Origin of the sequence: Streptosporangium lutulentum, assembly GCF_030811455.1 — a bacterium.
Classification (GTDB): domain Bacteria; phylum Actinomycetota; class Actinomycetes; order Streptosporangiales; family Streptosporangiaceae; genus Streptosporangium; species Streptosporangium lutulentum.
In genome coordinates this window covers 3,942,462-3,967,589 of record NZ_JAUSQU010000001.1, presented here as the reverse complement: position 1 = coordinate 3,967,589, position 25,128 = coordinate 3,942,462, and the positions used below count along the sequence as shown (strand labels likewise).

General features: G+C 69.5%; 24 protein-coding genes. 12 read left to right on the top strand and 12 right to left on the bottom strand.

Annotated elements, in window-relative coordinates:
• Positions 1–288 precede the first annotated feature (288 nt).
• Together J2853_RS17755 and J2853_RS17750 are read right to left on the bottom strand one after the other, a co-directional pair.
• Positions 289–1,347 carry a zinc-dependent alcohol dehydrogenase family protein gene (locus J2853_RS17755; RefSeq protein WP_307559313.1) on the bottom strand — a complete coding sequence of 353 codons (1,059 nt, stop codon included), beginning with the start codon at positions 1,345–1,347 and terminating at the stop codon, positions 289–291.
• Positions 1,344–1,757 carry a Cif family virulence factor gene (locus tag J2853_RS17750; protein ID WP_307559311.1) on the bottom strand — a complete coding sequence of 138 codons (414 nt, stop codon included), beginning with the start codon at positions 1,755–1,757 and terminating at the stop codon, positions 1,344–1,346. Before J2853_RS17750 ends, J2853_RS17755 begins: the two co-directional genes overlap by 4 nt.
• Positions 1,758–1,876: 119 nt before the next feature.
• On the opposite strand from J2853_RS17750, the gene J2853_RS17745 reads away from it, so the two are divergent.
• From J2853_RS17745 to J2853_RS17735, 3 genes are all read left to right on the top strand, one after another.
• On the top strand, positions 1,877–2,710 hold the full coding sequence (locus tag J2853_RS17745) for a helix-turn-helix domain-containing protein (RefSeq protein ID WP_307559309.1): 834 nt from the start codon (positions 1,877–1,879) through the stop codon (positions 2,708–2,710).
• Positions 2,711–2,851: 141 nt separating this feature from the next.
• Complete coding sequence (locus tag J2853_RS17740) at positions 2,852–3,460, top strand: HAD-IA family hydrolase (protein WP_307559307.1); 609 nt, start codon at positions 2,852–2,854, stop codon at positions 3,458–3,460.
• A gap of 54 nt (positions 3,461–3,514) precedes the next feature.
• Positions 3,515–4,216 (top strand): HAD family hydrolase, encoded by a 702-nt coding sequence (locus tag J2853_RS17735; protein WP_307559304.1) that lies wholly within the window; start codon positions 3,515–3,517, stop codon positions 4,214–4,216.
• A gap of 202 nt (positions 4,217–4,418) precedes the next feature.
• On the opposite strand, the gene J2853_RS17730 is transcribed toward J2853_RS17735, so the two are convergent.
• From J2853_RS17730 to J2853_RS17710, 5 genes are all read right to left on the bottom strand, one after another.
• A complete protein-coding gene (locus tag J2853_RS17730; RefSeq protein ID WP_307559302.1) occupies positions 4,419–4,823 on the bottom strand; it encodes a RidA family protein in 405 nt (134 codons plus the stop codon).
• Between the two features lie 164 nt (positions 4,824–4,987).
• Positions 4,988–5,854 carry an NAD(P)-dependent oxidoreductase gene (locus J2853_RS17725; protein WP_307559300.1) on the bottom strand — a complete coding sequence of 289 codons (867 nt, stop codon included), beginning with the start codon at positions 5,852–5,854 and terminating at the stop codon, positions 4,988–4,990.
• Between the two features lie 185 nt (positions 5,855–6,039).
• The gene (locus tag J2853_RS17720) at positions 6,040–7,008 is read right to left on the bottom strand and encodes an N-acetylglucosamine kinase (RefSeq protein WP_307559298.1); all 969 of its coding nucleotides are present in this window, start codon (positions 7,006–7,008) and stop codon (positions 6,040–6,042) included.
• Positions 7,005–8,264, bottom strand: a complete 1,260-nt coding sequence (locus J2853_RS17715; RefSeq protein ID WP_307559296.1) for a 6-phospho-beta-glucosidase — start codon at positions 8,262–8,264, stop codon at positions 7,005–7,007. The genes J2853_RS17720 and J2853_RS17715 overlap by 4 nt, the downstream gene beginning before the upstream one ends.
• A 117-nt stretch (positions 8,265–8,381) precedes the next feature.
• Positions 8,382–9,584, bottom strand: coding sequence for an ROK family transcriptional regulator (locus tag J2853_RS17710; RefSeq protein ID WP_307559294.1), 1,203 nt, complete (start codon positions 9,582–9,584; stop codon positions 8,382–8,384).
• Between the two features lie 174 nt (positions 9,585–9,758).
• Between J2853_RS17710 and J2853_RS17705 the strand changes: the two genes are divergently transcribed.
• The 4 genes from J2853_RS17705 (at position 9,759) to J2853_RS17690 (ending at position 16,998) form a co-directional block, all read left to right on the top strand.
• On the top strand, positions 9,759–12,107 hold the full coding sequence (locus J2853_RS17705) for a HelD family protein (RefSeq protein WP_307559292.1): 2,349 nt from the start codon (positions 9,759–9,761) through the stop codon (positions 12,105–12,107).
• A 775-nt stretch (positions 12,108–12,882) separates the two neighbouring features.
• Complete coding sequence (lnt, locus tag J2853_RS17700) at positions 12,883–14,526, top strand: apolipoprotein N-acyltransferase (RefSeq protein WP_307559291.1); 1,644 nt, start codon at positions 12,883–12,885, stop codon at positions 14,524–14,526.
• Complete coding sequence (locus J2853_RS17695; RefSeq protein WP_307559289.1) at positions 14,526–15,269, top strand: polyprenol monophosphomannose synthase; 744 nt, start codon at positions 14,526–14,528, stop codon at positions 15,267–15,269. The genes lnt and J2853_RS17695 overlap by 1 nt, the downstream gene beginning before the upstream one ends.
• Before the next feature lie 787 nt (positions 15,270–16,056).
• On the top strand, positions 16,057–16,998 hold the full coding sequence (locus J2853_RS17690; RefSeq protein WP_307559287.1) for a hypothetical protein: 942 nt from the start codon (positions 16,057–16,059) through the stop codon (positions 16,996–16,998).
• Positions 16,999–17,017: 19 nt separating this feature from the next.
• Here the strand turns inward: J2853_RS17690 and J2853_RS17685 are convergent, their stop codons facing one another.
• The gene (locus J2853_RS17685; RefSeq protein WP_307559285.1) at positions 17,018–18,316 is read right to left on the bottom strand and encodes an ISAs1 family transposase; all 1,299 of its coding nucleotides are present in this window, start codon (positions 18,314–18,316) and stop codon (positions 17,018–17,020) included.
• A gap of 259 nt (positions 18,317–18,575) precedes the next feature.
• On the opposite strand from J2853_RS17685, the gene J2853_RS17680 reads away from it, so the two are divergent.
• Both J2853_RS17680 and J2853_RS17675 read left to right on the top strand, forming a co-directional pair.
• Entirely contained in the window at positions 18,576–19,169 is a 594-nt protein-coding gene (locus J2853_RS17680) for a hypothetical protein (protein ID WP_307559283.1), read from the top strand.
• A 167-nt stretch (positions 19,170–19,336) separates the two neighbouring features.
• Entirely contained in the window at positions 19,337–19,939 is a 603-nt protein-coding gene (locus J2853_RS17675; protein WP_307559282.1) for an FxsA family protein, read from the top strand.
• Here the strand turns inward: J2853_RS17675 and J2853_RS17670 are convergent.
• Positions 19,926–20,369: an SRPBCC family protein gene (locus J2853_RS17670; RefSeq protein WP_307559280.1), complete on the bottom strand. Its 444-nt coding sequence runs from the start codon at positions 20,367–20,369 to the stop codon at positions 19,926–19,928. The genes J2853_RS17675 and J2853_RS17670 overlap by 14 nt on opposite strands.
• 289 nt (positions 20,370–20,658) lie before the next feature.
• On the opposite strand from J2853_RS17670, the gene J2853_RS17665 reads away from it, so the two are divergent.
• A complete protein-coding gene (locus J2853_RS17665; RefSeq protein WP_307559278.1) occupies positions 20,659–21,156 on the top strand; it encodes a GNAT family N-acetyltransferase in 498 nt (165 codons plus the stop codon).
• 161 nt (positions 21,157–21,317) lie between these two features.
• Here J2853_RS17665 and J2853_RS17660 read toward each other — a convergent pair whose 3' ends face one another.
• Positions 21,318–21,887, bottom strand: a complete 570-nt coding sequence (locus J2853_RS17660) for a snapalysin family zinc-dependent metalloprotease (protein WP_307559276.1) — start codon at positions 21,885–21,887, stop codon at positions 21,318–21,320.
• Positions 21,888–21,949: 62 nt separating this feature from the next.
• On the bottom strand, positions 21,950–23,068 hold the full coding sequence (locus tag J2853_RS17655) for a S1 family peptidase (RefSeq protein WP_307559275.1): 1,119 nt from the start codon (positions 23,066–23,068) through the stop codon (positions 21,950–21,952).
• A gap of 326 nt (positions 23,069–23,394) precedes the next feature.
• Here J2853_RS17655 and J2853_RS17650 point away from each other — a divergent pair, with 326 nt between their 5' ends.
• Positions 23,395–23,583: an NUDIX hydrolase gene (locus J2853_RS17650; RefSeq protein ID WP_307559273.1), complete on the top strand. Its 189-nt coding sequence runs from the start codon at positions 23,395–23,397 to the stop codon at positions 23,581–23,583.
• A gap of 76 nt (positions 23,584–23,659) precedes the next feature.
• Here J2853_RS17650 and J2853_RS17645 read toward each other — a convergent pair whose 3' ends face one another.
• Complete coding sequence (locus J2853_RS17645; RefSeq protein WP_307559271.1) at positions 23,660–24,532, bottom strand: MHYT domain-containing protein; 873 nt, start codon at positions 24,530–24,532, stop codon at positions 23,660–23,662.
• A 206-nt stretch (positions 24,533–24,738) separates the two neighbouring features.
• Here J2853_RS17645 and J2853_RS17640 point away from each other — a divergent pair, with 206 nt between their 5' ends.
• Entirely contained in the window at positions 24,739–24,999 is a 261-nt protein-coding gene (locus J2853_RS17640) for a hypothetical protein (protein WP_307559269.1), read from the top strand.
• The last annotated feature ends 129 nt before the right edge of the window (positions 25,000–25,128 follow it).

Here is a 25,128-nt window from a genome sequence, read left to right as displayed (position 1 = left end):
GCGACCTGTGGGTTCGTCAGAAACACGACCACAGTGGGTCGATGGCACACGGGATGCGCGAGCGGGGGAGAGGCGCGGCGTCGTACGAGTTCGCGAAGCTTGATCGCCCCGCTGTGCAAACGGAATGGCGATTAACCAAGTTTCCCGGTGAGCCGGGGTGAGGAACGACCCCCGGCTCACCGGAAACACGCCTGATCATTGTGTTTCGCGTGGGATGAGCAGATCTGGGCCGGCTTTTCTGGCCTTTCCTGGATCCTCGGGCGAACCACGAGAGCAGGACATCGCCTGTCAGTCGATTCGAATGATCACCTTTCCGAAGGGCTCGCTGCCGAGGTAGTAGGTGAAGGCGTCGTGTGTGTCGGCGAAGCCGAACACGCGGTCGATGACCGGTCGCAGATGGTGTGCGGTGATCGCCTGGTTCATGGCCTCGTGATCAGCGCGGTTGCCGACGAAGATCCGCCTGATGGTCGCGAGGGCGGATCCGTAGGCTTCACCGGAGATCTCGATGTGGGACCTGTGCCTGCCGGTCGGGTCGGATACCGAGAGCAGCACGATCTGCCCGTAGAGGGCTGCGGCTCTGACCGATTGCTCGATGGTGGCGGGCCCGTTGGTCTCGACGATGAGATCCGCCCCTCGCCCCTCGGTGAGCTCGCGCACCGCCTGCCCCCATTCGGGGGTGTCGACGTAATTGATGACGTGGTCTGCGCCGAGCTCTTTGAGCTTGCCGGCTTTGATCTCGCTGGAAGTGGTGGAGATGACGCGGCAGCCCAGCATTTTCGCGAATTGGAGGGCAAAGAGAGAAACGCTTCCGGTGCCGAGGGTGAGCACGGTCTGTCCGGGGCGGAGAGGCTCGCCGCCGACGATTGAGTTCCACGCGGTCACGCCGGCGCAGGGCAGGGTCGCGGCCTCCTCCCAGCTCAGATGGTCCGGCACGTGGACCGCCCACTGCTGATCGAGGAGCACGTACTCGGTCAGCATGCCGTCCAAGGTGCAGCCGAACTGGTCGAGGAACTCGGGCTTCAGCCTGCCGTCGTGCCATCGGGGCCAATAGCCGCTGACGATCCGGTCGCCCACCTTGAAACGGGTCACCTCCCTACCGACGGCGACGACCTCACCGGCTCCATCGCTGATCGGGACAACGCCGGGTGCCGACGGCAGGGGGTACCGCTCGTGGAGGATGAGCGCGTCGCGCCGGTTGAGCGAGACCGCGTGGACGCGGACAAGAATGTCGGTCGGTTCAGGCGTCGGTATCGGTTCTTCACGCGGCACGATCCCGTCGAGGTGGCCGAGCTTCTCCAAACGGTAGGAACGCATGGTCGTACGGCCTTGTGCCGTTTGAGCGTTCATCCTTCGATGAACTGGTAGTCGGTCCGGATCCGGCCGCCCTCGTCGAGGACGAGAATCTCAAGTCCGACGCCTGCCGGCTCACCACCGCCCGTGGGAACCATTTCCCAGTTGAACTTGACGACGTCGGCGAGGCGGTCGGCGTTGTCCCGCGGTCTGAAGACGAACTCCCCGGGCGCGACGAACTTCTCATACGAGCGGGTCACTCGGACGTCGAGTGCCTCATGCCCGCGAGCTTCGAGGATGGAGGTGAGGCCCAGCGCGATGGCGGCTTCCCGGATCTCCCGCGGTGGCTGGAGTATCTGGACACCGTCCTCGGTCCACAGCGCGGCGACCGCCTTACGGCGCAGTTCGGCGTCCGGCTCGTTCCAGACCGCCACGTAGCGGTCGACCAGTTCCTTGATATCGATCACAGCTTTTCCCTCGTCGTGATGTGTTCGTGAACGCCGCCGATCCTGGCCAGTGGGGCCGAGGCCCGGCAATTCCCTGGAGGGAATGGCCGTATGCCGTTCACTGCGTTAGACAAGGTCGGGTGACCATCACTTCGGAACGCGGCGGAATCGCCGGCGCCCTGCGCGAGTGGCGCGAACGCCGCGGCGTCAGTCAACTGGACCTCGCTGTGCGTGCCGGAACCACACAGCGGCATGTGAGCTTCATCGAGAGCGGGCGGTCGACTCCCGGCAGGACCATGGTCATACGGCTCGCCGAGTCACTGGAGATGCCGCTTCGCGAACGGAACGTGCTGCTGCTGGCGGCGGGCTATGCCCCCGCCTACCCGGAAGCCCGGCTCGACGCCCCCGAGCTGGAGCCGGTCCGCACCGCGCTGGAGGGCGTCTTGCGAGGGCACCATCCGTATCCCGCGGTGATCGTCGATCGGCACGGCGATCTCGTCTCGGCCAACGACGCGTTCTGGATGCTGACCGAGGGCGTGGCGTCTCATCTGCTCGCGCCGCCGGTCAATATCCCCCGCTTGTTGCTGGATCCCCAAGGAATGGCGCCGCGGATCATCAATCTGGACGTATGGGCCTGGCACGTGATCGACCACATCCGGCAGGAGGCGGCCCGCAATCCCGATGACCGGCTTGAGACACTGGTCAACGACCTCATGAGACTGGTACCCGACCGCCCCCGGCAACCGGGACCCGATCACCTCGGCTTCGCGGTCCCGCTGCGGCTTCGCTTCGGCGACGGCGAGCTTCGGCTCCTGACCACGCTGACCCACTTCGGGACCGCGGTCGACGTCACCGTCGCCGAGCTGCGGATGGAGGCCTTCCTGCCGGCCGACGCGACGACCGCTTCCGCCCTCGCCGAACTCGGGCAGCCCGTACCCGGCGGCGCCCCTCGCAAGAGACACCAAGACCCATAAAACGGATCCCGGATCAGGGAGTGGCGATGGGTTGCTTCTGGAGCCTGCTGTCCGACGCCGCTCACCCGATACGGCTTCAGGGGGATGCCGACTGGTGTGAATGGCGATGCGGCATACGCACCGGCGATGTAGCCTGCCGGGGTGTCGTTCGATGCCCTGCTTTGTGATCTGGACGGAGTGATCCGTCTTTATCAGCCGGACGGACTCGCCGACGTGGAGCGCGTCCACGGCCTGGCGGAGGGGACCGTCACCCGGATCGCGTTCGCGCCGCCACTCTTGACGCAGGCCGTCACCGGCGTGATCAGTGATGAGCAGTGGCAGACGCGGATCGCGGCGACGCTGGAGCGGCAGGGCACACCGCCTTCGGCCGCACGCGAGCTGGCGACCGCCTTTGTCGACGCACCGCACCGCATCGACCATGAAGTACTGGAGCTGCTGGCTGTCGCCCGGCGTCGCCTGCCGGTGGTGCTGGTCACCAACGGCACCACCCGCCTGGAGAGTGACCTGCTCGCCCTGGGGCTCGCCGACGCGGTCGATGCCGTGGTCAACAGCGCCAGGGTCGGAGTGGCCAAGCCCGACGCGCGAATCTACGAGATCGCGGCCGAGCGGGCGGGCATCCCAGCGGAGCGGTGTCTGTTCGTCGACGACAGCCCGACCAACGTCGAGGCCGCCCGAGCCATGGGTATGAGCGGGATCGTCTACCGAGAGAGAGCGGACCTGGCGCACGTGATTCACCCACTGGCGCGGTGAGGAACGAATGCCCCGCACGCTCCTGCCGAGGGCGGGGTCCGGCAGGATACCCACATGGCCCGGACCCACATCTTCCTTGACTTCTTCGGCACCCTCGTCGACTACTCCGCCAGCCGTACCGAACAAGGCTATGAGTCGTCCCATGAGCTGCTGCGGCGGCTCGGCGCGTCCCTGACCTACCAAGAGTTCCTCGACGCCTGGTCGCGTGCCTTGGCCGAGTTCGACCGCATGAGCGATCGAGACGACCGTGAGTTCTCGATGGCCGAGGCCGGTACGGTGTTCCTCGCCGAATCCCTGGCCCGCAGGCCGGCCCCGGCCGAGGTCGAGGAGTTCGTCTCTCGGTACATCCGCGAGTGGAACACCGGCGTCCGGTATCTCCCGGGGCTCGCGGACCTGATCGAGGAGTTGTCGGCGGAGTATCGCCTCGCGGTGGTGACCAACACCCACCAGCCGACGCTCGTTCCCGATCACCTGGAGACGATGGGGGTGCTGTCGTCGTTCGACGCCGTCATCACCTCGGTCGAGGTCGGATGGCGGAAGCCCCATCCCAAGATCTACGCTGCCGCACTCGACGCGCTGGGCGTTCAGGCGTCGTCGGCCGTCTTCGTGGGCGATACCCACGTCCCCGACTACGAGGGGCCGGAACGCGCGGGCATGACGGCGTTCCTCATCGATCCGCACCACCGCGTCGCGGTTCCGGAAACCCGTCGGCTCGCGTCGGTGTTCGACCTTCCGCGTCGGCTGCGGGAACTGTAGGACTGTGGTGAGGCCGTGACGATCGCGGACCTCGGTGCTTGCCGCAGGCGGCCGGGGCGATCGACCGCCGTGTCCCTCCTTCGCCGGGGCTTGCCGTCGGTTCCGCGGTGCGGATGACCGTGACGCCGGCGGGGTTGAGGTGCCTGGCGGCCTCCGGACGGTTCCGTCGGCGGGTGGAACATCCGGCGCGGCCCACCCGTGCTCATCCCGCGGCGATGATCTCCAACTCCACGAGCCAGTCACTGGCGAGCGTCTGCACGACGATCGCGGTGGTGGGGATCGTACGGCCGCCGAGCGCCGCCACCCTGGCCGCGGCGTTCGCCTCCGCGTACGACACGTCACGTAGATAACCGGTGAGGCGGACGATGTTGTCGACGGTCATGTCCGCCGACGCCAGGATCGCCCGCAGGTTGGACCAGATGAGGGAGAGCTGTTCGTCGAGCGTGGCCCCGGCCGCCCCCGACGCGTCCAGGCCCATGGTCCCGGAGACGAACAGCAGTCGCTGCGCGTTTCGTACCTCCACCGCGTGTACGTAGTCATCGGTGGTGGCGTACACCCCGGTCGCGGGGTCGTGCGTGATGATTTCCGGCTGCGGATGCGCGTTCATGCAAAGGAGGCTGCCAGAAACGGGTCACCGGACGATCACACGTTCCGACCACCGGGATCACCCGAACGCGATGGAGCCGATCGCGGGCCGGCCGGAGGTGGTCCTGGTGAGAAACCGGCGGGCCGCGTGAGCCCGGAGGGGACGACGGGCCGGTGAACGGAGCGCTACCCGATCGTCGCGGTCAACCCCTCACCTCCGCGACGGTCCGCGATGAGCTCTTCGATCCTGGCCGCCGCGGCCGGCAGCCCGCCGTCGCCCAGACGCCGGTCGGACCGAAGCCCGATGAGGTGGCGTACGACCGTGAGGTGCCCGGTGAGGTCGGCGGGGCCCGCGGGGTAGTCGGCCCGCAGCAGTTCGGAGACGGTGGCGGGAACCGCCGTGACCACGTGACCGAGTTGAACGGCCGCCGTGTGGGAGAACTCGGTGAGGTCGATGCCGGCCTCCCGTACCGTGTCGAGGGCTCGCAGCAGGCCGAGCTGGGCGTCGTACCAGACGCCGAAGAGGGCGAGATCCCAGATCGCGGCCGCCTCCGGTGTGTCTCCGACGAAGTGTGGCCTGCTCAGCGCCCCGAGAGTCGTGAGATGCCGCTCGAACGCGGGCCGCGAGCCGCTGTACAGGATGGTCGCCGCGTCGGTGCCGATCGTCTCAGGTGAGGCCTGGACGCCCGCGTCGAGGTAATCCGCCCCCAGGGCCGCGACCCGCCGGGCGGCCTGCCGCGCGTCGCCTGCGGTTCCGGTGCACATCACGACGATCGTTCGCCCGGACAGGTCCGCGTCCGGCTCGGCGAGGCACCGCAGCACCGCCGCGTAGTCGGTGAGGGTGAGGAGGATCAGGGTGGCGGAGGACGCCGCCTCCCCGGGGGATCCCGCCGGCAGCGCGCCCGCCTCCACCAACCCGGCCGAACGGCTCGCGGTGCGGTTCCACACCGTCACCTCGTGTCCGGCGGCGAGCAGCCGGCGGGCCACCGCACCGCCGATGGCCCCTGTGCCGATCACCGACACCCGGTGCGCCGGTCTTGTGGTTTCCGTCATGGTGGAGATCCTCGAACCTCAACCGGGCTTGAGGTCAAGATCACGGCTCCGCCCGACGTGTTCCCGCGCTCCCCGAGGCCGGTCCGCCGAACACCCGCGTCCGGGGCCGGATCCGGAGGGCGGGTCCGTGACGCGGCCCGCGTCACGGCGTGGGGGCTCGTACCCCGGCACGAGCCCCACGGGCGTCACGTCGGGGTGTGGAAGTAGGCGCGCAGGCGGGCCTTGGCCTCCTCGGTGGCGCCGAGGGCGTCCAAGCCGAGCAGCGCGGCGCCCATGATGGGCGGGGCGTCGGCGACGATCAGCTTGGCCTGGGGGGCCTGTTCGGCGAAGCGCCGCTCGATCAGCTCGCTCAGCAGCGGGTCGCGGGCGGTCAGCACGCCGCCGCCCAGGACCACCTCCATCGGGGTGTCGAGCAGGTTCAGACGGCGCAGCGCGACCACCGCCATCACGGTGACCTCGTCGGCCATCCGTACCAGGATCGAGCGGGCCACCGCGTCGCCGGTCGCGGCGACGGCCATCAGCGCCGGCACCAGCTCGTGCAGCCTGAAGGCGGGCAGGTCGCCGAAGTGAACGCCCAGGGCGACGTCCTCGACGGTGCGGGTGCCGAAGTGCTCGCGGACGGCGCGGTCCAGTGCGGTGGCCGGACCCCGCCCGTCCTCGGCCCGTACGGCGTGCCAGAGGGTCTCCTCACCGAGTCCCATGCCGCCGCCCCAGTCGCCGGTGAGCCTTCCCAGGGCCGGGTATCTGGCCACCTCGCCGGTGGGGGAGACCCCGACGGCGTTGATGCCCGCGCCGCACACGACGGCCACACCCGCGGGCCCGGAGGCCCCGGCGCGCAGCAGCGCGAAGGTGTCGTTGCCGACCACCACGTTCCTGCCGTACTCCCGGGCGGAGATCTCGTCGTGGATGGCCTCCTCCTCGACCGGCAGGTCGGCGCCCGCCAGGTAGGCGGCCACGTGGTCGGCGAACGGGGGCGTCGGGTCCGGGCCGAGCCGTCGCACGACCTCGCCGATCACGTCGACCGCGACGCCCACCCCCACGCTCTGCGGTTCGAAGGCGGCGCCGCGGCCCTCGGCGAGGACGGAGCCGTCCTCGCCGACCAGGGCGACGTCTGTCTTGCTGTTGCCGCCGTCGACGGCCAGCACGGTCCTCACCCGTTCGCCCAGGGCAGGAACCGGCGGTTGGCGTCGATGAGCCGCCGGGCCAGGTCGTCCGACAGCGAGGCCTGGCCGATCAGCGGGTGGGCCAGCAGCGCGTCCGCGACGCGCTCCCCGCCGCCGTGCAGCGCGGCCTCCAGGGCGAGCGTCTCGTAGGCGGTGACGTGGGCGATGAGACCGGCGAAGAGCGGCTGGACCTCCTCCACGGGCAGCGCCGTCGCGCCCGTGGCGGTGATCGTGGCGGGAACCTCGATGACCGCCTCGTCGGCCAGGAACGGCAGGGTGCCGTCGTTGCGCAGGTTGACCACCTGGGTGTCGCCGCGGTCGCCGAGCAGCGAGGCGATCAGCGCCACCGCGGCCTCGGAGTAGAAGGCCCCGCCGCGCTTGCCCAGCAGTTCGGGCTTGGTGTTCACCGACGGGTCGGCGTACATCTCGAGCAGCGTGGTCTCCATGGCCGCGACCTCGGCGGCGCGGGACGGCTTGCTCCTCTGCTCCTCCACCACGAGGTCGTGCTCGTAGAAGTAGCGCAGGTAGTAGGAGGGGACCACACCGAGGCGGCGGACCAGTCCGGCGGTCAGGCCGATGTTCCGGGCGATCTCCTCGGCGTGGCCGTCCAGCAGCCGCGGGAGCACGTCCACCCCGTCCAGGAGCACGGAGCGCTCCCAGGTCAGGTGGTTCAGGCCGACGTGACCCAGGGAGATCCGGTCGGGGGCGACGCCCAGGTTCGCGGCGAAGCGGCGCTGGAAGCCGATGGCCACGTTGCACAGGCCGATGGCCCAGTGGCCCGCCTCCAGCAGCGCCCGGGTGACGATGCCCACCGGGTTGGTGAAGTCGATGATCCAGGCGTCGGGCGCGTGCGTGCGGATCTTCTCGGCGATGTCCAGCACCACCGGGACCGTGCGCAGCGCCTTGGCCAGCCCGCCCGCGCCGGTCGTCTCCTGGCCGACGCAGCCGCACTCCAGGGGCAGCGTCTCGTCCACGTCGCGCGCCGCCTGGCCGCCGATGCGCAACTGCAGCATGACCGCCTGCGCCCCGGCGACGCCCTCCTCGACGGAGGTGGTCGCGAGGACCGTGGCCGGGTGCCCGGCGTGGGCCAGCATCCGGCTGGCCATCCCCGAGACCAGATCCAGCCGGTGGACGTCCGGATCGACCAGTGCGATCTCGGTGAGGGGAAGCTCGTCGCGCAACCGTGCGAATCCGTCGATCAGCTCCGGCGTGTATGTCGAGCCGCCCCCGACAACGGCGATTTTCACCCTTTTACTCCTGTCAGCGTTACGCCCTCGATGAGGACTCTATGGGCGAAGAGGAACACAATGATCACGGGAGCCGTGACGAGCGGGGCCGCCGCCATGGTGGGGTTCCACCGCGCGCTAGGAAACGGTGGAGCCGAAGACCTCGTCGCGGGTGGCCCTGAGAGCGAGGTCGAGTGCGCCGGCGAGGACGGGGTTGCCCTCCACGGTTGACAGCAGGAGCGGCGGCCGGGGGATGGTCAGCGCGTGCAGCTCGTGTTCGACGAGCTCGCGCAGGGTGTCACCGCCGGCGAGCAGGGTCCCGCCGGTCAGCACGATGAGCTCGGGGTCGACGACCGAGGTGATCGAGGCCAGCCCGACGGCCAGCCGGGCGGCGATGTCGCGAAGCCCGGCGCGCGCGTCGTCCGCGCGCCTGCCCGCGGACCCGGTGGCCCCGGCGGCCTGGACGGCGTTCCGCACGGCCTGCGCGGAGGTGGCGCCGCGCAGGCCGTACGACCTCAGGATCTTCAGTACGGCGGGGCCGCCGGTGAGGGCCTGGTAGCCGTGGTTGGCGTAGCGCCCGGTCTCCCTGGCCGTCGGGGCTCCGGGGGCGGGCATGTAGCCGACCTCGCCGGCGCCGCCGGTGGCGCCCCGGTGTAATCGGCCGCCGATCACCAGCGCGGAGCCGAGGCCCTCGTCGGCCCAGAGCAGTACGAAGTCCTGGTGGCCGCGGCCCACGCCGTGCGCCTGCTCGGCCTGGGCGACGAGGTTGACGTTGTTCTCGACGGAGATCTGGATGCCGAGGCCCTCGCGGAGGGTGGGAACCAGGTCCGGGATGTGCCAGCCCGGCATGTCCTTGCTGGTGGCGTAGCCCAGGCGGCCGGTGCCGGGGTCGAGCGCGCCCTGCACGCCGATGACGGCGCGCCGCAGCCTGGCGGTGGCGTTCGCCCCCTCCAGCGCGGCGCGGATCCTGTCCACCACCTCGCCGCCGGCGCGACCCGGGGTGGGCAGCCGGTGCTCGCCGATCGTCGTGCCGGTGAGGTCGGCGACCCTGACGTCGATGTGCGCGGGGGTGACGTCGAGCGCGGCGACGTGCGCGGCGTCCGGGTTGAGCCGGTAGACCTCCGCCGTGCGGCCGGGCAGCCCCTCGCGGATGCCGTTCAGCACGACCAGCCCCGCCTCCTGGAGCCGGACGAGCAGCTGCGAGGCCGTGGGCTTGGACAGGCCGGTCAGCGCGCCGATCTCCGGGCGGGTGAGCGGCCCGCGTTCCAGGAGAGCCCGCAGGGCGGCGCGATCGTTGATCGCGCGCAGCAGGCTCGGGGTGCCCGGCGTCGGCTGGTTCACGGGTGACTCCGTCCGCACATGTCCATGCGACCGCTGATATGAAGTTAGGAAACTTTCCTAACTTCGAGTGAATGTAAGGAGGACCCGTAATGTTCGTCAAGGAGACGGGAGGCGCCGCAATCAACCTGTGATGACGAGAGGAGGGATAATCTTCTCGACGGACCTGCTAAGGTGATGGTTTGTCATAACAACCAGCCCAATGGCCCGGAGTATCCCATTACTATCAACGATAATGGAGCGACGGCAACCCGTCAAATCGAGCTCGCCAAGGAGCAGGAGTACGTCTCCGCGCTCTACGAACGACTTGATCTGCTGCGCGTGCGCACCCAGCGTCAGCTGGACGGGGTGCTCGCCCAGGGCGGGAGCGGCGGCACGCACCAGAACCGCTCCGAGCGCGACAGCTTCGCCGGGATGTACGCCGAGCGCCTGGGCCGTCTGTGGGCGGTCGAGAACGGCCTGTGCTTCGGACGGCTCGACAACGCCGACAACACCTCCCTCTACATCGGCCGCATCGGCCTGGCCGACGACGAGCAGCGGCGGCTGCTGATCGACTGGCGGGCCCCGGTGGCCCAGCCGTTCTACGGTGCCACCCCCGCCGCCTCGATGGGCGTCACCCGCCGCCGTCACCTGCAGACCAAGGGCCGCAAGGTGATCGGGGTCGACGACGACCTGCTCGACCTCGACAGCCTCACCGACGAGGACGTGGCCACCCTGAACGGCGAGGCCGCGCTGCTGGCCTCCATCGGCGCCAAGCGCACGGGGCGCATGCGCGACATCGTGGCCACCATCCAGTCCGAGCAGGACCGCATCATCCGCTCGGACCTGAACGGCGTGCTGGTCGTGCAGGGCGGTCCCGGCACCGGCAAGACGGTGGTGGCCCTGCACCGGGCGGCCTACCTGCTCTACACCCACCGGGAGAAACTGGCACGCAGGGGCGTGCTCATCCTCGGGCCCAACCTGACCTTCCTGCGCTACATCGAGCAGGTGCTGCCCTCCCTGGGCGAGACCGACGTGCTGCTGTCGACCGTCTCCGAGCTGTACCCGGGGGTGGTCCCCAAGGCCAGGGAGCGCGCCGAGGTCGCGGCGATCAAGGGCGACATACGGATGGCCCAGGTGGTGGAGCGGGCCGTACGGGAACGGCAGCGGGTGCCGCGCAAGCCGCTCGAGATCCGCCTCGACAAATACACCCTCAGGCTTGAGGGCAACGTCCTGGAGGCCGCCCGCAACCGGGCCGCCCGCTCCAAGAGGGCGCACAACGAGGCCCGCTCGATCTTCGTGCGCCACCTGCTCAACGCGCTCGCCCGGCAGGCCGCCCGGCAGCTCGGCAAGGGCATGATCGACGAGGACGAGCTGGCCGACCTCCGCGAGGACCTCCGCACCGAGCGGCCCGTCAAGGCCGCGCTGAACAGGCTGTGGCCCTACGTCACCCCGCAGCAGCTCCTCATCGGGCTGTACACCTCCCGCGAGCGGCTGGACTACGCCGCGGGCGCGTTCACCGAGGCCGAGCGCGAGCTGCTGCTGCGCGAGCCTCCCCGCAAGGGGGAGAACTGGTGGGCCGAGTCCGATGTGCCGCTGCTGGACGAGGCCGCCGAGCTGCTCGGCGACATCGATCCCGGCGTGCTGCGGGCCGGGGCGTGGATCGCCGAGGAGGAGCAGGCGGCGTCGCGCGCCGCCGCCCTTGACGAGCGCCAGCACCAGCTGGCCTACGCCAAGGAGGTGCTGGAGATGACCGGGCTGTCCGACATCATGGACGCCGAGAAGTTCGCCTCCCGGCACCTGAACGACGACGTCTACCTCACCACCGCCGAGCGCGCGGCGGCCGACCGCACCTGGGCCTTCGGCCACATCATCGTGGACGAGGCGCAGGAGCTGTCGGCGATGGACTGGCGGATGGTGATGCGGCGCTGCCCGACCCGGTCCATGACGATCGTCGGCGACCTGGCGCAGACCGGCTCCTCGGCCGGGGCGCCCTCCTGGGGACGGGTGCTCGACCCGTACGTGGCCGGGCGCTGGCGCGAGGAGCACCTCAGCGTCAACTACCGGACCCCGGCCGAGCTGATGGTCGTGGCCGCCGACGTGCTCACCCTGGTCGGGCCGGGCCTGACCGCGCCCACCTCGGTCAGGGAGACGGGCGCCCGGCCCTGGGCCGTCTCCCCGCTGGAGTCGCTCGGCGACGTCGTCAAGGCCGAGATCGTCGAGGGCGGGCGCCTGGTCGTGATCGTCCCGGAGTCACGCGTGGAGGAGTTCGGCGAGATCGTGGTCGGGTCCGTCGACGGCGCGGTCGCCGGGCCCGGGACCAAGGCCCTGGACGCGCAGGTGGCGGTGCTGACCGTCGCCGAGGCCAAGGGGCTGGAGTTCGACGCGGTCATCGTGGTCGAACCGGAGCTGATCTTGAGCGAGTCCCCGCGCGGCGCGAGCGACCTTTACGTCGCGCTGACCCGCGCGACCCAGCGTCTTGGCGTCGTCCATGGCGGACCACTACCCGAAGCGCTTGCTCGACTTGAGCGACATCGGATCACATGAGACCATTGACGGCTCTCGTCGATCATGTCCCAGCTGCGAAAACTTGATGTTTCCGCTGTTAGTGACACGGTTGACATCTGCGCTGGGGTCGGTAGTTTGCTGCCCAGTCCAGCACGGGACTGGCCGGTTGGCCGTCTTTCGACCTCGCCGGTTCCTGCGCCCGTGACGGAGGTGACTCCGTCCGTACAGCCAGGCGCAGGGCCGGCGGTTCGTCGAGGCGGGGCACTCCATCCGGGCGGGGGGTTGGACCCAAGGAGGGGTCCGGACACCCAGTAGACAACGGTAATCCGCGCTCGCCGCCGACGGGACGGAACCGGTCCGAAGGGTGATCCGGGCCCTCTTCCCGCTCCCGTGCGGAGCGCCGCAAGCGTCGGGGCGATCCACAAGGCGTCCATCAGCCTTGGGATCGCCCCGTTGCCGCGCTCACCGCCGCTTCTCACACCCGGGTTCGCGAGCGCCGACGTGTTCCCCGCCCCTCCGCTCCCGCCGGGAGCGGCTTTCCCTCTCCTGCCGCTCTTTCCCGTTCTTTGCCGCTCCTTCCCGCCGAGGCGGGCGACGGCCGGTCCGGGCGCGGGAACCGTGACGGCGAGGCGGTTTTCCCGCCGGGTCGTCCCGGGAGCCCTCTCGCCGGGTCCGGCGGACGGCCTCCGTTCCCCGCGACGTTCCGGCGACGCCCGGAGGGACCTTTGAGGGGCACGACGCCCGGACGGTACCGTTCGGGCTAGAAAGACCACCGGGCGTCACCCGCCCGAACGACATCCCAAGGAGCCTCGCCGTGGTGCAGGACAAGACGGCCGCCCCGGCGTCGCCGACGGCGGTGACGGGAGAGCCCGTCGACGGCCGGCCCGGCCGACGGGCACTCGCCGGAACCTCTCGCCGGGCGCTGCCCGCCCGGATCGCGGGCGCGATCGCCGGCGGCCTGCTGCTGTTCCTCGCCTTCCCCCCGATCGGACTGTGGTTCCTCGCACCGTTCGGCATGGCCCTGGCCGTCCTGTCGGTGTACGGCTCGCGCGCGCGCCGCGGCGCCTGGCTGGGCCTCCTGACCGGGCTGGCGCTCCTGCTGCCCGGCCTGCACTGGGTCAGCCCGATCGGGACGGACGCCTGGCTGGGTCTGGTGGCCATGGAGAGCGTCTTCTACGCCGCCTGGGGTGCCTGTGCCGCCCTGGTCGTCCGGCTGCCCCTGTGGCCCCTGTGGAGCGCCGCGCTGTGGGTGGCGATGGAGTGGGCCAGGGGGACGTTCCCGTTCGGCGGGTTCCCCTGGCTGCGGGTGGTCTTCAGCCAGGGCGAGTCGGTCTTCACCCCCTACGCGGCGCTCGGCGGCGCGCCGCTGGTGAGCTTCGCGGTGGCCCTGTGCGGCGCCCTGATCGCGCTGCTGGTGCTCCGGCTGACCCCGGCCCCGCGCTGGGAGAAAGCGGTCGCGCTGCCGCTCATCGGGGCGCTGGCCGTGCCGGCCGCGGCGTTCGCCGTCCCCCGGCCCGGTGACGAGGGGAAGACCGTGACCGTCGGCGTCATCCAGGGCAACGTCCCCGGGCGCGGCATGGACCCCCTGGGCGACACGCCGGCGGTGGTCCTCGAGAACCACACCCGCATGCTCCACGAGATGGCGCAGGCCGTACGGGCGGGGAAGACGCCCAAGCCGGACGTGGTCGTGCTGCCGGAGAACTCCACCGACATCGACCCCCTGCGCGACGCCTTCGCCTACCGGGAGATCGACGCGGCGGTGAAGGACATAGGGGTGCCCGTCCTGGTCGGCGCCGTGGTCGGCATCGGGGAGAACAACCGGGCGACCCGCAGCCTGGTCTGGGACCCGGTCACCGGGCCCGGCGCCTACTACGACAAGCAGAAGCTGGTCCCCTTCGGCGAGTACACCCCGCTCAAGGACCTCGTCCTGGCCCTGTTCAAGCGGGCGAACCTGGTCGGCAAGCAGTCGGTGCCCGGCACCCGTGACGGCGACCTCAAGCTGGGCCCGGTGACCATCGGCGCGATCAACTGCTACGAGGTGGCCTTCGACGGCGTCGTGGGCGGCACCGCCAGAACGGGCGCCTCGCCGCTGGTGGTGCAGACCAACAACGCCACCTACGCGCTGACCAACCTGCCGGCGCAGCAACTGGCCATGTCCCAGATCCGCGCGGTCGAGCACAACCGGGCGGTGATCACCGCCGCGATCACGGGTGTGTCCGCCTACGTGACCCCGGAGGGCTCGATCGCCTGGCGAACCCCGGAGCTGGTGCCCGCGTCGACGGTCCTGACCGTTCCTGTCAGGACCGAGGAGACGGTCGCCACCCGCGTGGGCGCGCTGCCCGAATGGGTCCTGATCCTCACGGGCGCGGGCGCGTTGGCGGCCGTGTGGCGCCGCCGGGCGCGTAGCCTGGTGCATTCCGCGAAGCGGGAGGTCGATCAGCAGGTGGGAGACGCGTGATGGAGCGGATGCTTGGCCGGGTGCTCGTCATCGTCCCGACGTACAACGAGCGGGAAAACCTGCCGATGATCACTGAACGGCTGCGCAAGGCGGTCCCCAAGGCCCACCTGCTGATCGCCGACGACAACAGTCCCGACGGCACCGGCGCGGTCGCCGACGAGCTGGCGGCGGACGACGACCACATCCACGTGCTGCACCGGCCGGGCAAGCAGGGCCTGGGCGCCGCCTACATCGCCGGCTTCCGATGGGGGCTGAAGGAGGACTTCGGCGTCCTCGTGGAGATGGACGCCGACGGCTCCCACCAGCCCGAGGAACTGCCGAAGCTGCTGGAGGCACTGGCCGACGGGGCCGACCTGGTGATCGGTTCCCGGTGGGTGCCCGGCGGCAAGGTGGTCAACTGGCCCGCATCGAGGGAGTTCCTGTCGAGAGGCGCCAACGTCTACACCCGGATGATGCTCGGCGTCCCGGTCCGCGACGCCACCGCCGGATTCCGCGCCTACCGCGCCGCCACCCTGGAGAAGATCGGCCTGGACGACGTGGAGTCGCAGGGCTACTGCTTCCAGGTCGACCTGACCCTGCGCACGGTCCGCGACGGGCTGCGCGTCGCCGAGGTGCCCATCACGTTCGTGGACCGCACGATCGGGACCAGCAAGATGAACCGGGGCATCGTGGCCGAGGCGCTGTGGCGGGTCACGACGTGGGGCGTCTCCGGCCTGCCCCGGCGCCTGCGCCGACGGTATTAGGGTGCGTATTGGGTTGTGATCAAGGGGTGGTCCGGGTGAGGTCTGTGATCCAGATCATTGCGGCGCGAAGGTGGAGGCCGGAGAGGCCCGCCCGTCCTGAACCGCCAGATCACGCCCTCGAACTGCTGCGCAGCCGCTTGCGGTACGGGTGGGCCGTACCTGTCGATCGGTAGGTACGGCCTGATGAACTCCCACTCCACGTCCGTCAGTTGCTCTCGCGCCACGCACGAGGATCTACCGGATCAGTCTTCGCCGCGAGAGCGAATCTCGCAGATTGATCACAACCCGGTACGCGCTCTAGGCGGCTCGGCCGCCGACGACTTCCACGTCATCGACCGCGTCTTTATCGGCGACCGCCGGATGTCGCCCGTCGTGCGACTCACCTGAGCGGTGACTCTCACGCGATGCCACAAGCCGGAGCGCATTCCCGGGATCCCCGCAGCCCTGGTCATGAATCCAATGACCACGCCTACGACGTCGGCGTGGTCGTCACGTTCACCATCACGAGCCTACTTTTGATCAAGCTCGTAGATCCGCCTGGAACGGCACGCCTCGGCCGTCTGGGTGCCCGAACCCGCGGGGAACGGTCCGACAAAAAATCGTGCTTCCGGGCGCGAGCCCGGCATTTTAATCCGTTGCCGCTCTCCTTCAACGGCGCTCTCGTATCCCTAGCCGAGACCTCTGTTTCTAAGTGATCTTTACTGATAATTTATGCCAAAATTGTCCAAGATCAGTGGCCCGTGCTTCTCAGTGTGGGCCACATGCATGCTCGCAGGAGAGCTAATCAGTGACACTAAACACCGGGGAGCAAGACTTATCCCTTTTCCTACCCCAAAAGCGTCGTCGCGGAAAACTCGCCCGTATCACGGCCATCGGCGTCGTGGCGACTATGGGGATCAGTCTTGCCGCAGGGCCCTCGTGGGCCGGGGAGTCCGCGCCGACCACACCGCAGACCGTCCCCGAGAAGACAGCCCCCGAAAAGAACGGTCCCCCCTCTCAGGGCGGGATCCCGGTCGTCGACGAGACTGTCGAGGCGGCCAAGAGCAGGGCTGTCAAGACCGGCAAGCGGGTGGAGATTTCCGAGCACAACAGCGAAACGACGACGCTGTACGCCAACCCTGACGGCAAGACCCTACGGATGGAACTGCACACCGAGCCTCTTCGGGTCAAGAACGCTAAAGGTGACGGCTTCGTACCGGTCGACACCACGCTGGTGAAGAAAGACGGTGTCATCAAGCCCAAAGCCATCAAGGGCGACCTGACGCTGTCGGCGGGCGATGATTCGTTTGTGCTGAAGAGCAAGGGCGTCAAGGGCACGGCTGAAATCGCGCCTCCGGACAAGCTGCCCAAGCCCAAGCTCCGCGGAAGTGCGGCCACCTACGCGTCCGTGTACGGCGACAGCGTGGACTTGGTCGTCACCGCCACCTCCACCGGATTCCGGCAGGAGATCGTCCTTCGCGAGCGAATCGCTGGGCCGGTCAGCTTCCGCATGCCGACGACCCTGCCGAGCGGCATGTCCTTCGGAGAGGACATCTCGGGGCGGGCCACGCTGCTCGGCGAGAACGGTAGGAAGGTCGCCGACCTTCCGCCCGCGATGCTCCTGGACGCGGAGGCGAACGACCCGAAGGCCGACATCGACGAGGGCAAGGTCGGCAAGGCGTCCGTCAGTGTGGACCCCATCACTTCGACGCTGGTTTACGAGCAGGGCCCCGGCGTATCGAGGATTTGATGCGTTGAGGGTTGGTTGTTCATAGGGAGAACAGGGTCAAGAGGCGGTGTGGGGCGTAGCCGTAGTGGCGGCGGGCGTGTGCGATATTGCTGTGGCCTTGTTGCCGGAACGCGCCGATGACCAGGTTGCGGATCGCGGCCATGACGTGCGGGAGCTGTCCGGTGCGGACCTGGCCGGCGTCTTCGCCAAAGGTGACATCACGGACGTAATGCTCGCGATTTTCTACGCCCCAATGCGATCGGACGTAATGATTGAGGTGCTCGGGTCCGGCCAGGTCGGCGGGCAGGCTGCTGAGCCCGAACACGACCTCCTTGCTGATACGGACCCCATCCAGGCCACCGCGATAACGCAGGATCCGAAAGAGTTGGGCGGCGCCGGGGAAGCCGACATCGACAGCGGGCGCGGTCCGGATCGTGCGGGTCTCGGTCCGGCCATGGCCGCGATCGGTCATCGTGTGAGTACGCGTGGCGAAATCGGTGTCGGTCCCGCTCAGTGCCCTGATCGCCGCGGCCAGCAGGGTGGGCTGATTGTCCTTGAGAAGCAAGACGTAGTGGGCGCGGTGGTCGCCGGTCAGATGCCGGGCGCTTTCGCGGACGGTGTGCAGTGCGTCGCCGGTCAAGACCATCCCGGCCAGGTCGAGTCCGGTCAGCAGCGGCGCCAGTTCAGGCACTTCGGTGCTCTTGGCCCCGATCTGCCGCTGCGCCACGACGGTGCCGCCGGTGGTGTCGAACAGCGATAGCAGGCGGACCTGCCCCCCGCCGGGCAGCCGCGCACCGCGCAGTACCTTGCCATCGAACGCCGCTGACGGCAACAGCCCCTCGGGCATGAGCTGTCGCCGTTGCCGCCGGGCGGCACGGCGGGCCTCGCGCTCGCGCGGCATTGGTGAGCCGGGCGGGTCGCCGGCAGGTTGTCCTTCCCGATCATCGGGCGATTCGGCCAGGTAGGCGGCGGCGTGCCGGTCCACCTCGTTGCCGTCGACGTCGGCCAGGACCCGACGCAGGGTCCGTTCGCTGGGCGGCAGACACCGGCCGGTGAGCGGATCACGCCAGCAGCCCAAGGCGGCGAGCACGTCCTGGGGTGCCTCATGGGCCCAGTGACTGATCGCGGTGATCGAGTTACCGCCGACCGTGGCCGAGCCGAAGGCCATCACCCCCAAGATCGCCTCCAGAGTGTGCCGGACCTTGCTCGCGCACCGGTTGTCCTCGATCGAGGAGAATCTGGCCAGAAGTCCAGGCCGATGCCTGACCCGCGATCGCGTGTCCTTGGCAATCTCGCCCTCTCCGGGCGTATGGATCAGTGATGATGGGGCGACGGGCACGGTTTCCTCCGAGGATCGCACGGCGTAAGACACCGCTGATCTTCAGGGACCGTGCCCTTCCTCATGCGCGAACTGAGCCAGCCATTACCCAGCCCGTACCGCCGTTCCTGGCCCGCGCCTCACGCCCGGCTATGCCAAAGAAATCAAACCCGGACGAATTCTCGATGTGCCGGGGCCCTGTCAGTGGGCCGCCGCGCAGTGGAGCGTGGCGGCCCACGCCGTGCGGATCTCCTGCTAACGATGACCATAAGGTGATGATATGAACGGCATGGGGCACGGTTCCCCGGCGGAGGACCAGTGGGACCTGCTGGTCTCCCACGGATTCGGGACAAGGTTCTCCGGACTGTGGGTCGAGGGCGACGACCCAGACGAGATCGCTCGTCGGTTGCGGGCGGACCCGGAGTCCCGGCTGGAGTGCGATCTCCCCACGGCGATGCGCTGGTACCAGCCATATTCCTCGACCGAGATCGTCTGGATTGGCGCGCACGCCCCCGGCTGGATGCACGTCCTCAGCATCAGCGGCTCATACCTGGAGGAGTATGTGCTCACCGTGGGCGGGCGACGGCTCTTTCGCGTGGAATACGATCGGCTTGTCGACGGCGTCCACGATCTGGACTATTTCCACAACGGGAGGTTCGTCGAGGAGTTATCGGGCTTCTGCGAGGGCGAAATGGAGACTGGGTCGATCTTCGACCTCTACTCGATGGGGCTTGATTTCAGCCACCCCGGTGACGAGCGGATGATGAGCACTTTCCTTACCCTGGTGGGGCGGGTCAGCGGCCGTTTCATCGATCGGAGATGGCTCGAGGCCACCCGGGTCCTCTACCGGATCCCGGATGACGCCTGGGACTGACGCCGACGCCGGTCGCTATCTGGATGCGAGCCAGTGCTCCAGCCTCCAGACCAAGGGGTAAAGGAACTCCGTGCGAGCGCCACAGGCGCTCGCACGGAGTTGTGGAACGCGAAGCGCCCCCGCGACGTTGTCCATGTCGTACGGCTGCCGCGTGAGTTGAGGAAAAGATGCGCCTTCTGCTGTTCCTGGTCTTCCTTGTGGTCCCGGTCCTGGAGATCTGGGTGCTCATCCAGGTCGGTGAGGTCATCGGCGGCTGGCCCACGGTGGCCATCCTGCTCGCCGACAGCCTGCTCGGCGCCTGGATCGTCCGCCGCGAGGGCCGAAGGGCCTGGCGTAACCTGCAGGCCGCGCTGCAGAGCGGCCGGATGCCCGATCGGGAACTCGCCGACGGCGCCCTGATCGTCGCGGGCGGCACGCTGCTGCTCACCCCGGGCTTCCTCACCGACGTCCTCGGTTTCCTGTTCATCCTGCCGTTCACCCGGCCGCTGCTCCGCAGGCTCGGCGCCTGGTTCTTCGCCCGCCGTGTCCGCACTCTCGCCCAGAACGCGGCGGGCCCCGGCCTTGGCTCGCCGTTCGGCGGCCTGGGCTCGCCCTTCGACGTCATGAACGGCCAAAGCGGCCCGAGGGGCCAGGGCAGCCCCAGGGGTCAGGGCGGTCAGGGCGGCACGGTCATCCACGGCGAGGTCCTGCGGGACGAGCCGAGCGGCGCGGGCGGGCCCGGGGGGCCGAGGGAGCCCGGCGGCTCCGGCAGGGATCTCACCGATCGCTGAGCTCGGCCAGGCGGCGGAGCGAGAGCCGCAACATCGCCGCGCCCAGCGGCCCGACCAGCGGACGGCCGAGCCGCCCGACCGGGCCGAACGGCAGGTCGAGTTCCTCCTCCCAGACGATCGTGCTGCCGCCGCCCTCTCGCGGCGACACGCGGAAGGTTCCGGTGCCGCGCACCAGCCGGCCCGTGTGCCGGACCTTCACGGTCCTGGGCGGGTCCCACTCGGTGATCTCCATGGTGTCGAGGAACCCGACCGGGCCCACCCCGGTGAAGGCCTCCAGCCGGCTTCCGGCGCTGCGGCCGTCCCCGACGGCGACGTGGGCACGGGTCAGGACCATCCACTCGTCGTGCCGGGGCCAGTCGGTCAGGACGGAGAACACCCGTTCAGGGCGGGCGTGCGCGTCCACCGAGACGCTGATACGAGATTGAGTCACCCCCGGATCGTTCCCCAGGGGCTCCGGCCCGACCCCTGCGGGAAGGACGCCCGGCCTCTCCGGGCTCGGGCCGCCGTGGCGGTGACCGGCCGGGAGACGAGATCTCATGCGCCGCCGCGGCCCCGGTTCCCGCCGTCGCGGTTCCCCTGTTCTCCGGCGGGCGGCGCCCGCTCGCGCGGCCGGTCCCGTTCCGGGAAGGTGGGGGCGGAGACGGCCGTCCGCCCGGGGGCTGCCAGGATCTTCCGGTGACCGCGAACAGAGGGTGGCGGCAGACAGGAGGAGTTCACGCATGAGCGCATCCGCGAAGGAAGCCGGTGCGACCGTGGTCAGGCCGGTGTCCTGGGACGACGCCGCGGCCGTCGCGCTACGCGAGGCCATGGAGGAGGAGATGGGCGCCCGCTACGCCGACCTGATCGCCGGCAGTCCGGACCACCTGCCCGAGGGCATGAACGTCGAGTCCGGGACCGTCGTCTACACCGGGGTCGCCTACGCGGGGGAGGACGTGCCGGCCGGGCACGTCGCGCTGCGCCGCCTCGGCGGTGAGCTGGAGCTCAAACGGATGTTCGTGGCCCCGTCCCACCGCGGCACGGACGTGGCGCGCGCGCTGCTGGCGGCGGCCGAGGACGCGGCTCGCGCGCTCGGCGCGTCACGGATCATCCTGCACACCGGAGATCGCCAGCCGGACGCCGTGAGGATGTACCTGCGCGAGGGATACACCCCCATCCCGGTCTTCCCTCCCTACGAGAGGCTCGCGGGCTCCCACTGCTTCGAGAAGCACCTGACCTGAACCGCTTCGAGCGGCTCGCGGGCTTTTGTCCATTCGCGAAGCGCCCGGCCGGAACAGTCTTCCCGTGAGCGGCTCGCGGGCTCCCGGAAAAAGGGCGAGGTCCGCCGGTCCGGCCTGACTGCGGCCGGGCCGGCGGACCTCGCCGGGGTGCTCGGTGGTGCCTAGCGTGTCGCGGTCTCGGGGCTGTCGACGTAGGTTCTGCCGAATTCGATGGCCGGGGCGAAACCGGCGAAGTTCCGGTTGACCTCGGCTCTCTCAGCCGTGTTCGGATTGGCGTTGGTACAGCTGGTGCCCGCGCTCGCGCCGGACATCAGATCCGTGCACCGGCCGGTGCGACGGTCGGGCAGGCCCAGGATATGGCCGATCTCGTGGGCGGCGATGCGCAGGGGATTGTGCCCCTCCGCGGTCGCCTGCCTGCCCATCCACACGGTGCCACGGCCCAGGCTGGTGGGCTGTGCGCGCGGCCAGCCGTTGTCGGCCACCACCACGAAGTCCGCCGGACTTCCGGCCACCAGCCGCACGTTGGTCACGCTGGAGTTCCAGAGCCGGGCCGCCTGGTCGACGGCGGAACGGAACTCCGCGGCCCGGCTCGCGTCGTACCGGAGTACGCGCACGGCCGCCGCCGTGTGACCCGCTGTTTCGTGGGTGGTCGTCGCCTGGGCGGGGACGGCCGTCACGAGGAAGGCGAGTCCCAGGAGGAAGGCGACGCTTAAGCGGATGATCCTTGACATCTTTTCCGGTTCTCCTCGGCCATGGGGGGTTGCTCGAAAAGAGCAGCTGGTGAGGAGAGCGGTCAGCCGACGCGGAGCGTGAGGCCGTACGCCGAGAGGATCTCTCTGACCGGCTGGTGGTACGTGGTGCCACCGGTGGTGCAGTTACCGGAGCCGCCCGAGGTCACGCCCTGGGCCTGGCTGCCGGAGATGAACGAGCCGCCGGAGTCGCCCGGCTGGGCGCACACGGTGGTACGGGTCAGGCCGCTCACCGTGCCCTGCGGGTAGGTCACGCTGGCGTTGTGCTGCTGGATGACGCCGCAGCGCCAGCCGGTGGTGGAGCCGGAGCGGCAGATCGAGGAGCCGACGACCGCCTGGGTGGATCCGCGGACGATGACGTTGGCGCCGCCCGATCCACGCACCCAGGGCTGGGGGGTGTGGCCGGGAGTCGCGACCCAGGCGTAGTCGTTGCCCGGGAACGAGGAGCCCTGGAAGGTGCCGGACGGGCTGGTGGTGGCGTTGCCCGCCCTGCCGCAGTGTCCCGCGGTGACGAAGCCGGGGGTGGTTCCCCGGGTGACGGAGAAGCCGACGCTGCAGCGGCTGCCGCCGATGTAGTAGGCGAGGCCGCCGATGATGTTGATGTAGGGCTGGGGCTGCTCGGCGGAGGGGGTCACCCGCACCGCGTTCTTGTCCACGCCGGCGGCGGCGACGAGGGCCTCGCCCCCGGCCTGCTGGGTGGCCTGGACGACGACGCTGTTCGTCGGGATGTCGACGTACCACAGGGACGCGCCGGCCTTCGCCTCGGCCGAGGCCTGGTCGAGCCGGTCCTTGATGGCGTTGAGCTCGGTCAGGGTCCGGCTGACGACCACGGGCTGGGCGCCCTGTGCCTGGATGGCCCCGGCCGAGGCGGCGTCGCTGGTGGCGACGGAGAGCTTTGAGCCGTCGGCGTTGAGCCAGGAGCCGGCGTACTTGTCGCCGAGCGTCTTGCTCAGGTTGGACTCCGCGGTCATGGCGCGTGATTCGTTGGCCAGCCGGGTGACGGCCTGCTCGGCGGAGAGGCCGAGGTCGCGCTGGAGCGCCTCGACGACTGCGGACGGGGGCTGGGCCGGGGGAGCGGCCTGAGCCACGGCGGGTGCGACGGTGGCTGCCAGGTACAGGGCCACGGTGGTGGCGCCGGCGAGGAGGGGGCCTCGACTCAACATAAGCACTCCTTGTGAGGGGTGATGTCAAAGTATTGGCTGGGCCTCACCGGGGGATGTCCCAAAAAATCCCTATCGTGATGTTATGGGGTCTTGATCATCAAGACGGGGAAGAGCGGTGTTCCGCGCGTGAGGTCCGACCTCTGACAAGGGCCAATGAGGTCATGGTCAAACCACCGGTTCTGGGCACCCGTAATCCGGGGAGATAGATTGCTGCATCGTACGGACGGGGTGATCGATTCCGGCCGTCACGCCCGTCTCGAACCCACGGCTGGACCGTTCCGCTCGGGGACGCCCCCGGTCCGGATGCCATAGGAGGACACGCGCCCATGACTCACGAAGCCGCCGTTGACGGGGTGAACGGGCGCGAAGAGGACATGTCGTTACCGCGCCGCGCCGACGCGCTCCGATGCCCGTACGCGGAGCAGGGTGAGCGCCGCTGCGTCCTGCCGTCCGGCCACGACCTGGAACACGTCTTCCCCCATCAGATGGCCCCCGCCCTGTACCCGGGGGACTGACGGGTCCGGGCCGCCGCTCCGGCGCTCACGGACGCGCGGGAGCGGCGGCCCGTTGCGGAGCCCGCCCGTGCCCGGTTCAGTGACCGGGGTCTGCGGAGTCGAACAGGGAAGGGGCGCGGGGCTCGGCCGGCCGGCCGGCGTCGGCCCCGGGGGGCGGGACGCTGCCGGCGACGCCGTCGCGAGGCCGCTGGAACTGGGAGAGCAGCGCGGCGTCCTCGCGCATCTCCTTCTCGGAGGGGGACAGGAAGATGGTGAGGAGCAGTCCCAGGGTGAGCAGGCTGATCCCGATGATCAGAGGAAGCATGAAGTCCATGGCCGAGGCTCCGCTCGTGGACATGGAGGTGTCGTGGACGGTGACGTCCATGGCGAACATGCCGGTGTAGTGCATCCCGTTGACCGCGACGCCCATCAGCAGGGCGGCACCCGTGATGGCGAGGGCCCCGGTGGCGCGCAGGCTGAACCAGAGCGCCACCGTCGCGGCCACCACGGCGATCAGCAGGGACAGCGCCACCAGGAGAGGGTCATAGCTCACGTGCGCGGACATGTTCATGCCCGCCATGCCCAGGTAGTGCATGCCGGCCACGCCGAGGCCGGTCAGCAACCCGCCGCTGATGAGCGAGAGGGGACCCGTTCCCTTGGCGGAGACCAGGAAGAGCCCGGCCCCCACGACGACCACGGCGAGGAGGGCCGAGGCGATGGTGAGGGGCACGTCGTAGCGGATCGCCGTGCCGCGGACGTTGAAGCCCATCATCGCGATGAAGTGCATCACCCAGATCCCGGTTCCACCGATGGACAGGGCGGCGGAGGCCAGCCACAGGGTGCGGGAGCGGCCCCCGGCCTCGCGGGCGCGGGCGGCGAGCAGGAGCCCCAGCAGGCACCCGATACTTGACATGACATAGGCGGCCGCGGGGGTGGTGAACCCATGGGCGAAATGATCGACGGGGGGCATGAAGGCTCCTGGCAGTGCTGATCATTATTGGAACGTGCCAGAGCGTGGTCAAGACTCACTGGCTGGTTGGTCGGTCAAAGGAGTGCTCACATTACATCCCAAACGTGTCGAATGACCATAATGGGTGGATTGAGGGGACCTTAATCGACTGCAGCATGTCGATATCTCCCACCTAAGACGAACTTTTCAGGAGAGGAGGCGGGCGGATGACCATGCTCGCCGATCAAGGACAAAAAACGGAGCTGCCCCCGATCTGGCCGGGTGACCGCTACGAGGTCGTGTGCGAGCGCGACGACCCCCACGGAGGTACTCGCGACCGCTACCACTTCGCGCAGTACGCGGTGCACTCGGCTCGCGGTCTGGAGACGGCGGGACTCGCCCGCAGGGTACGCGTGGTCAGGCTGGCGGACGGGGTGGTGATCTACGATCGCGTCAACGGCATCGACCTTCCCGTCGATGAGTGGTGATCCGCGACCTCGTGCGTCCCGGTCCGTCGTCACGGGCGGAAACCCGGAAGCCGGGTCATGACGGAACCTTCGGGTAAGAGGTACGTGCGGGCTACCGGGGCTTCCGCCGAGAGGTGGGACGGAAGCCCC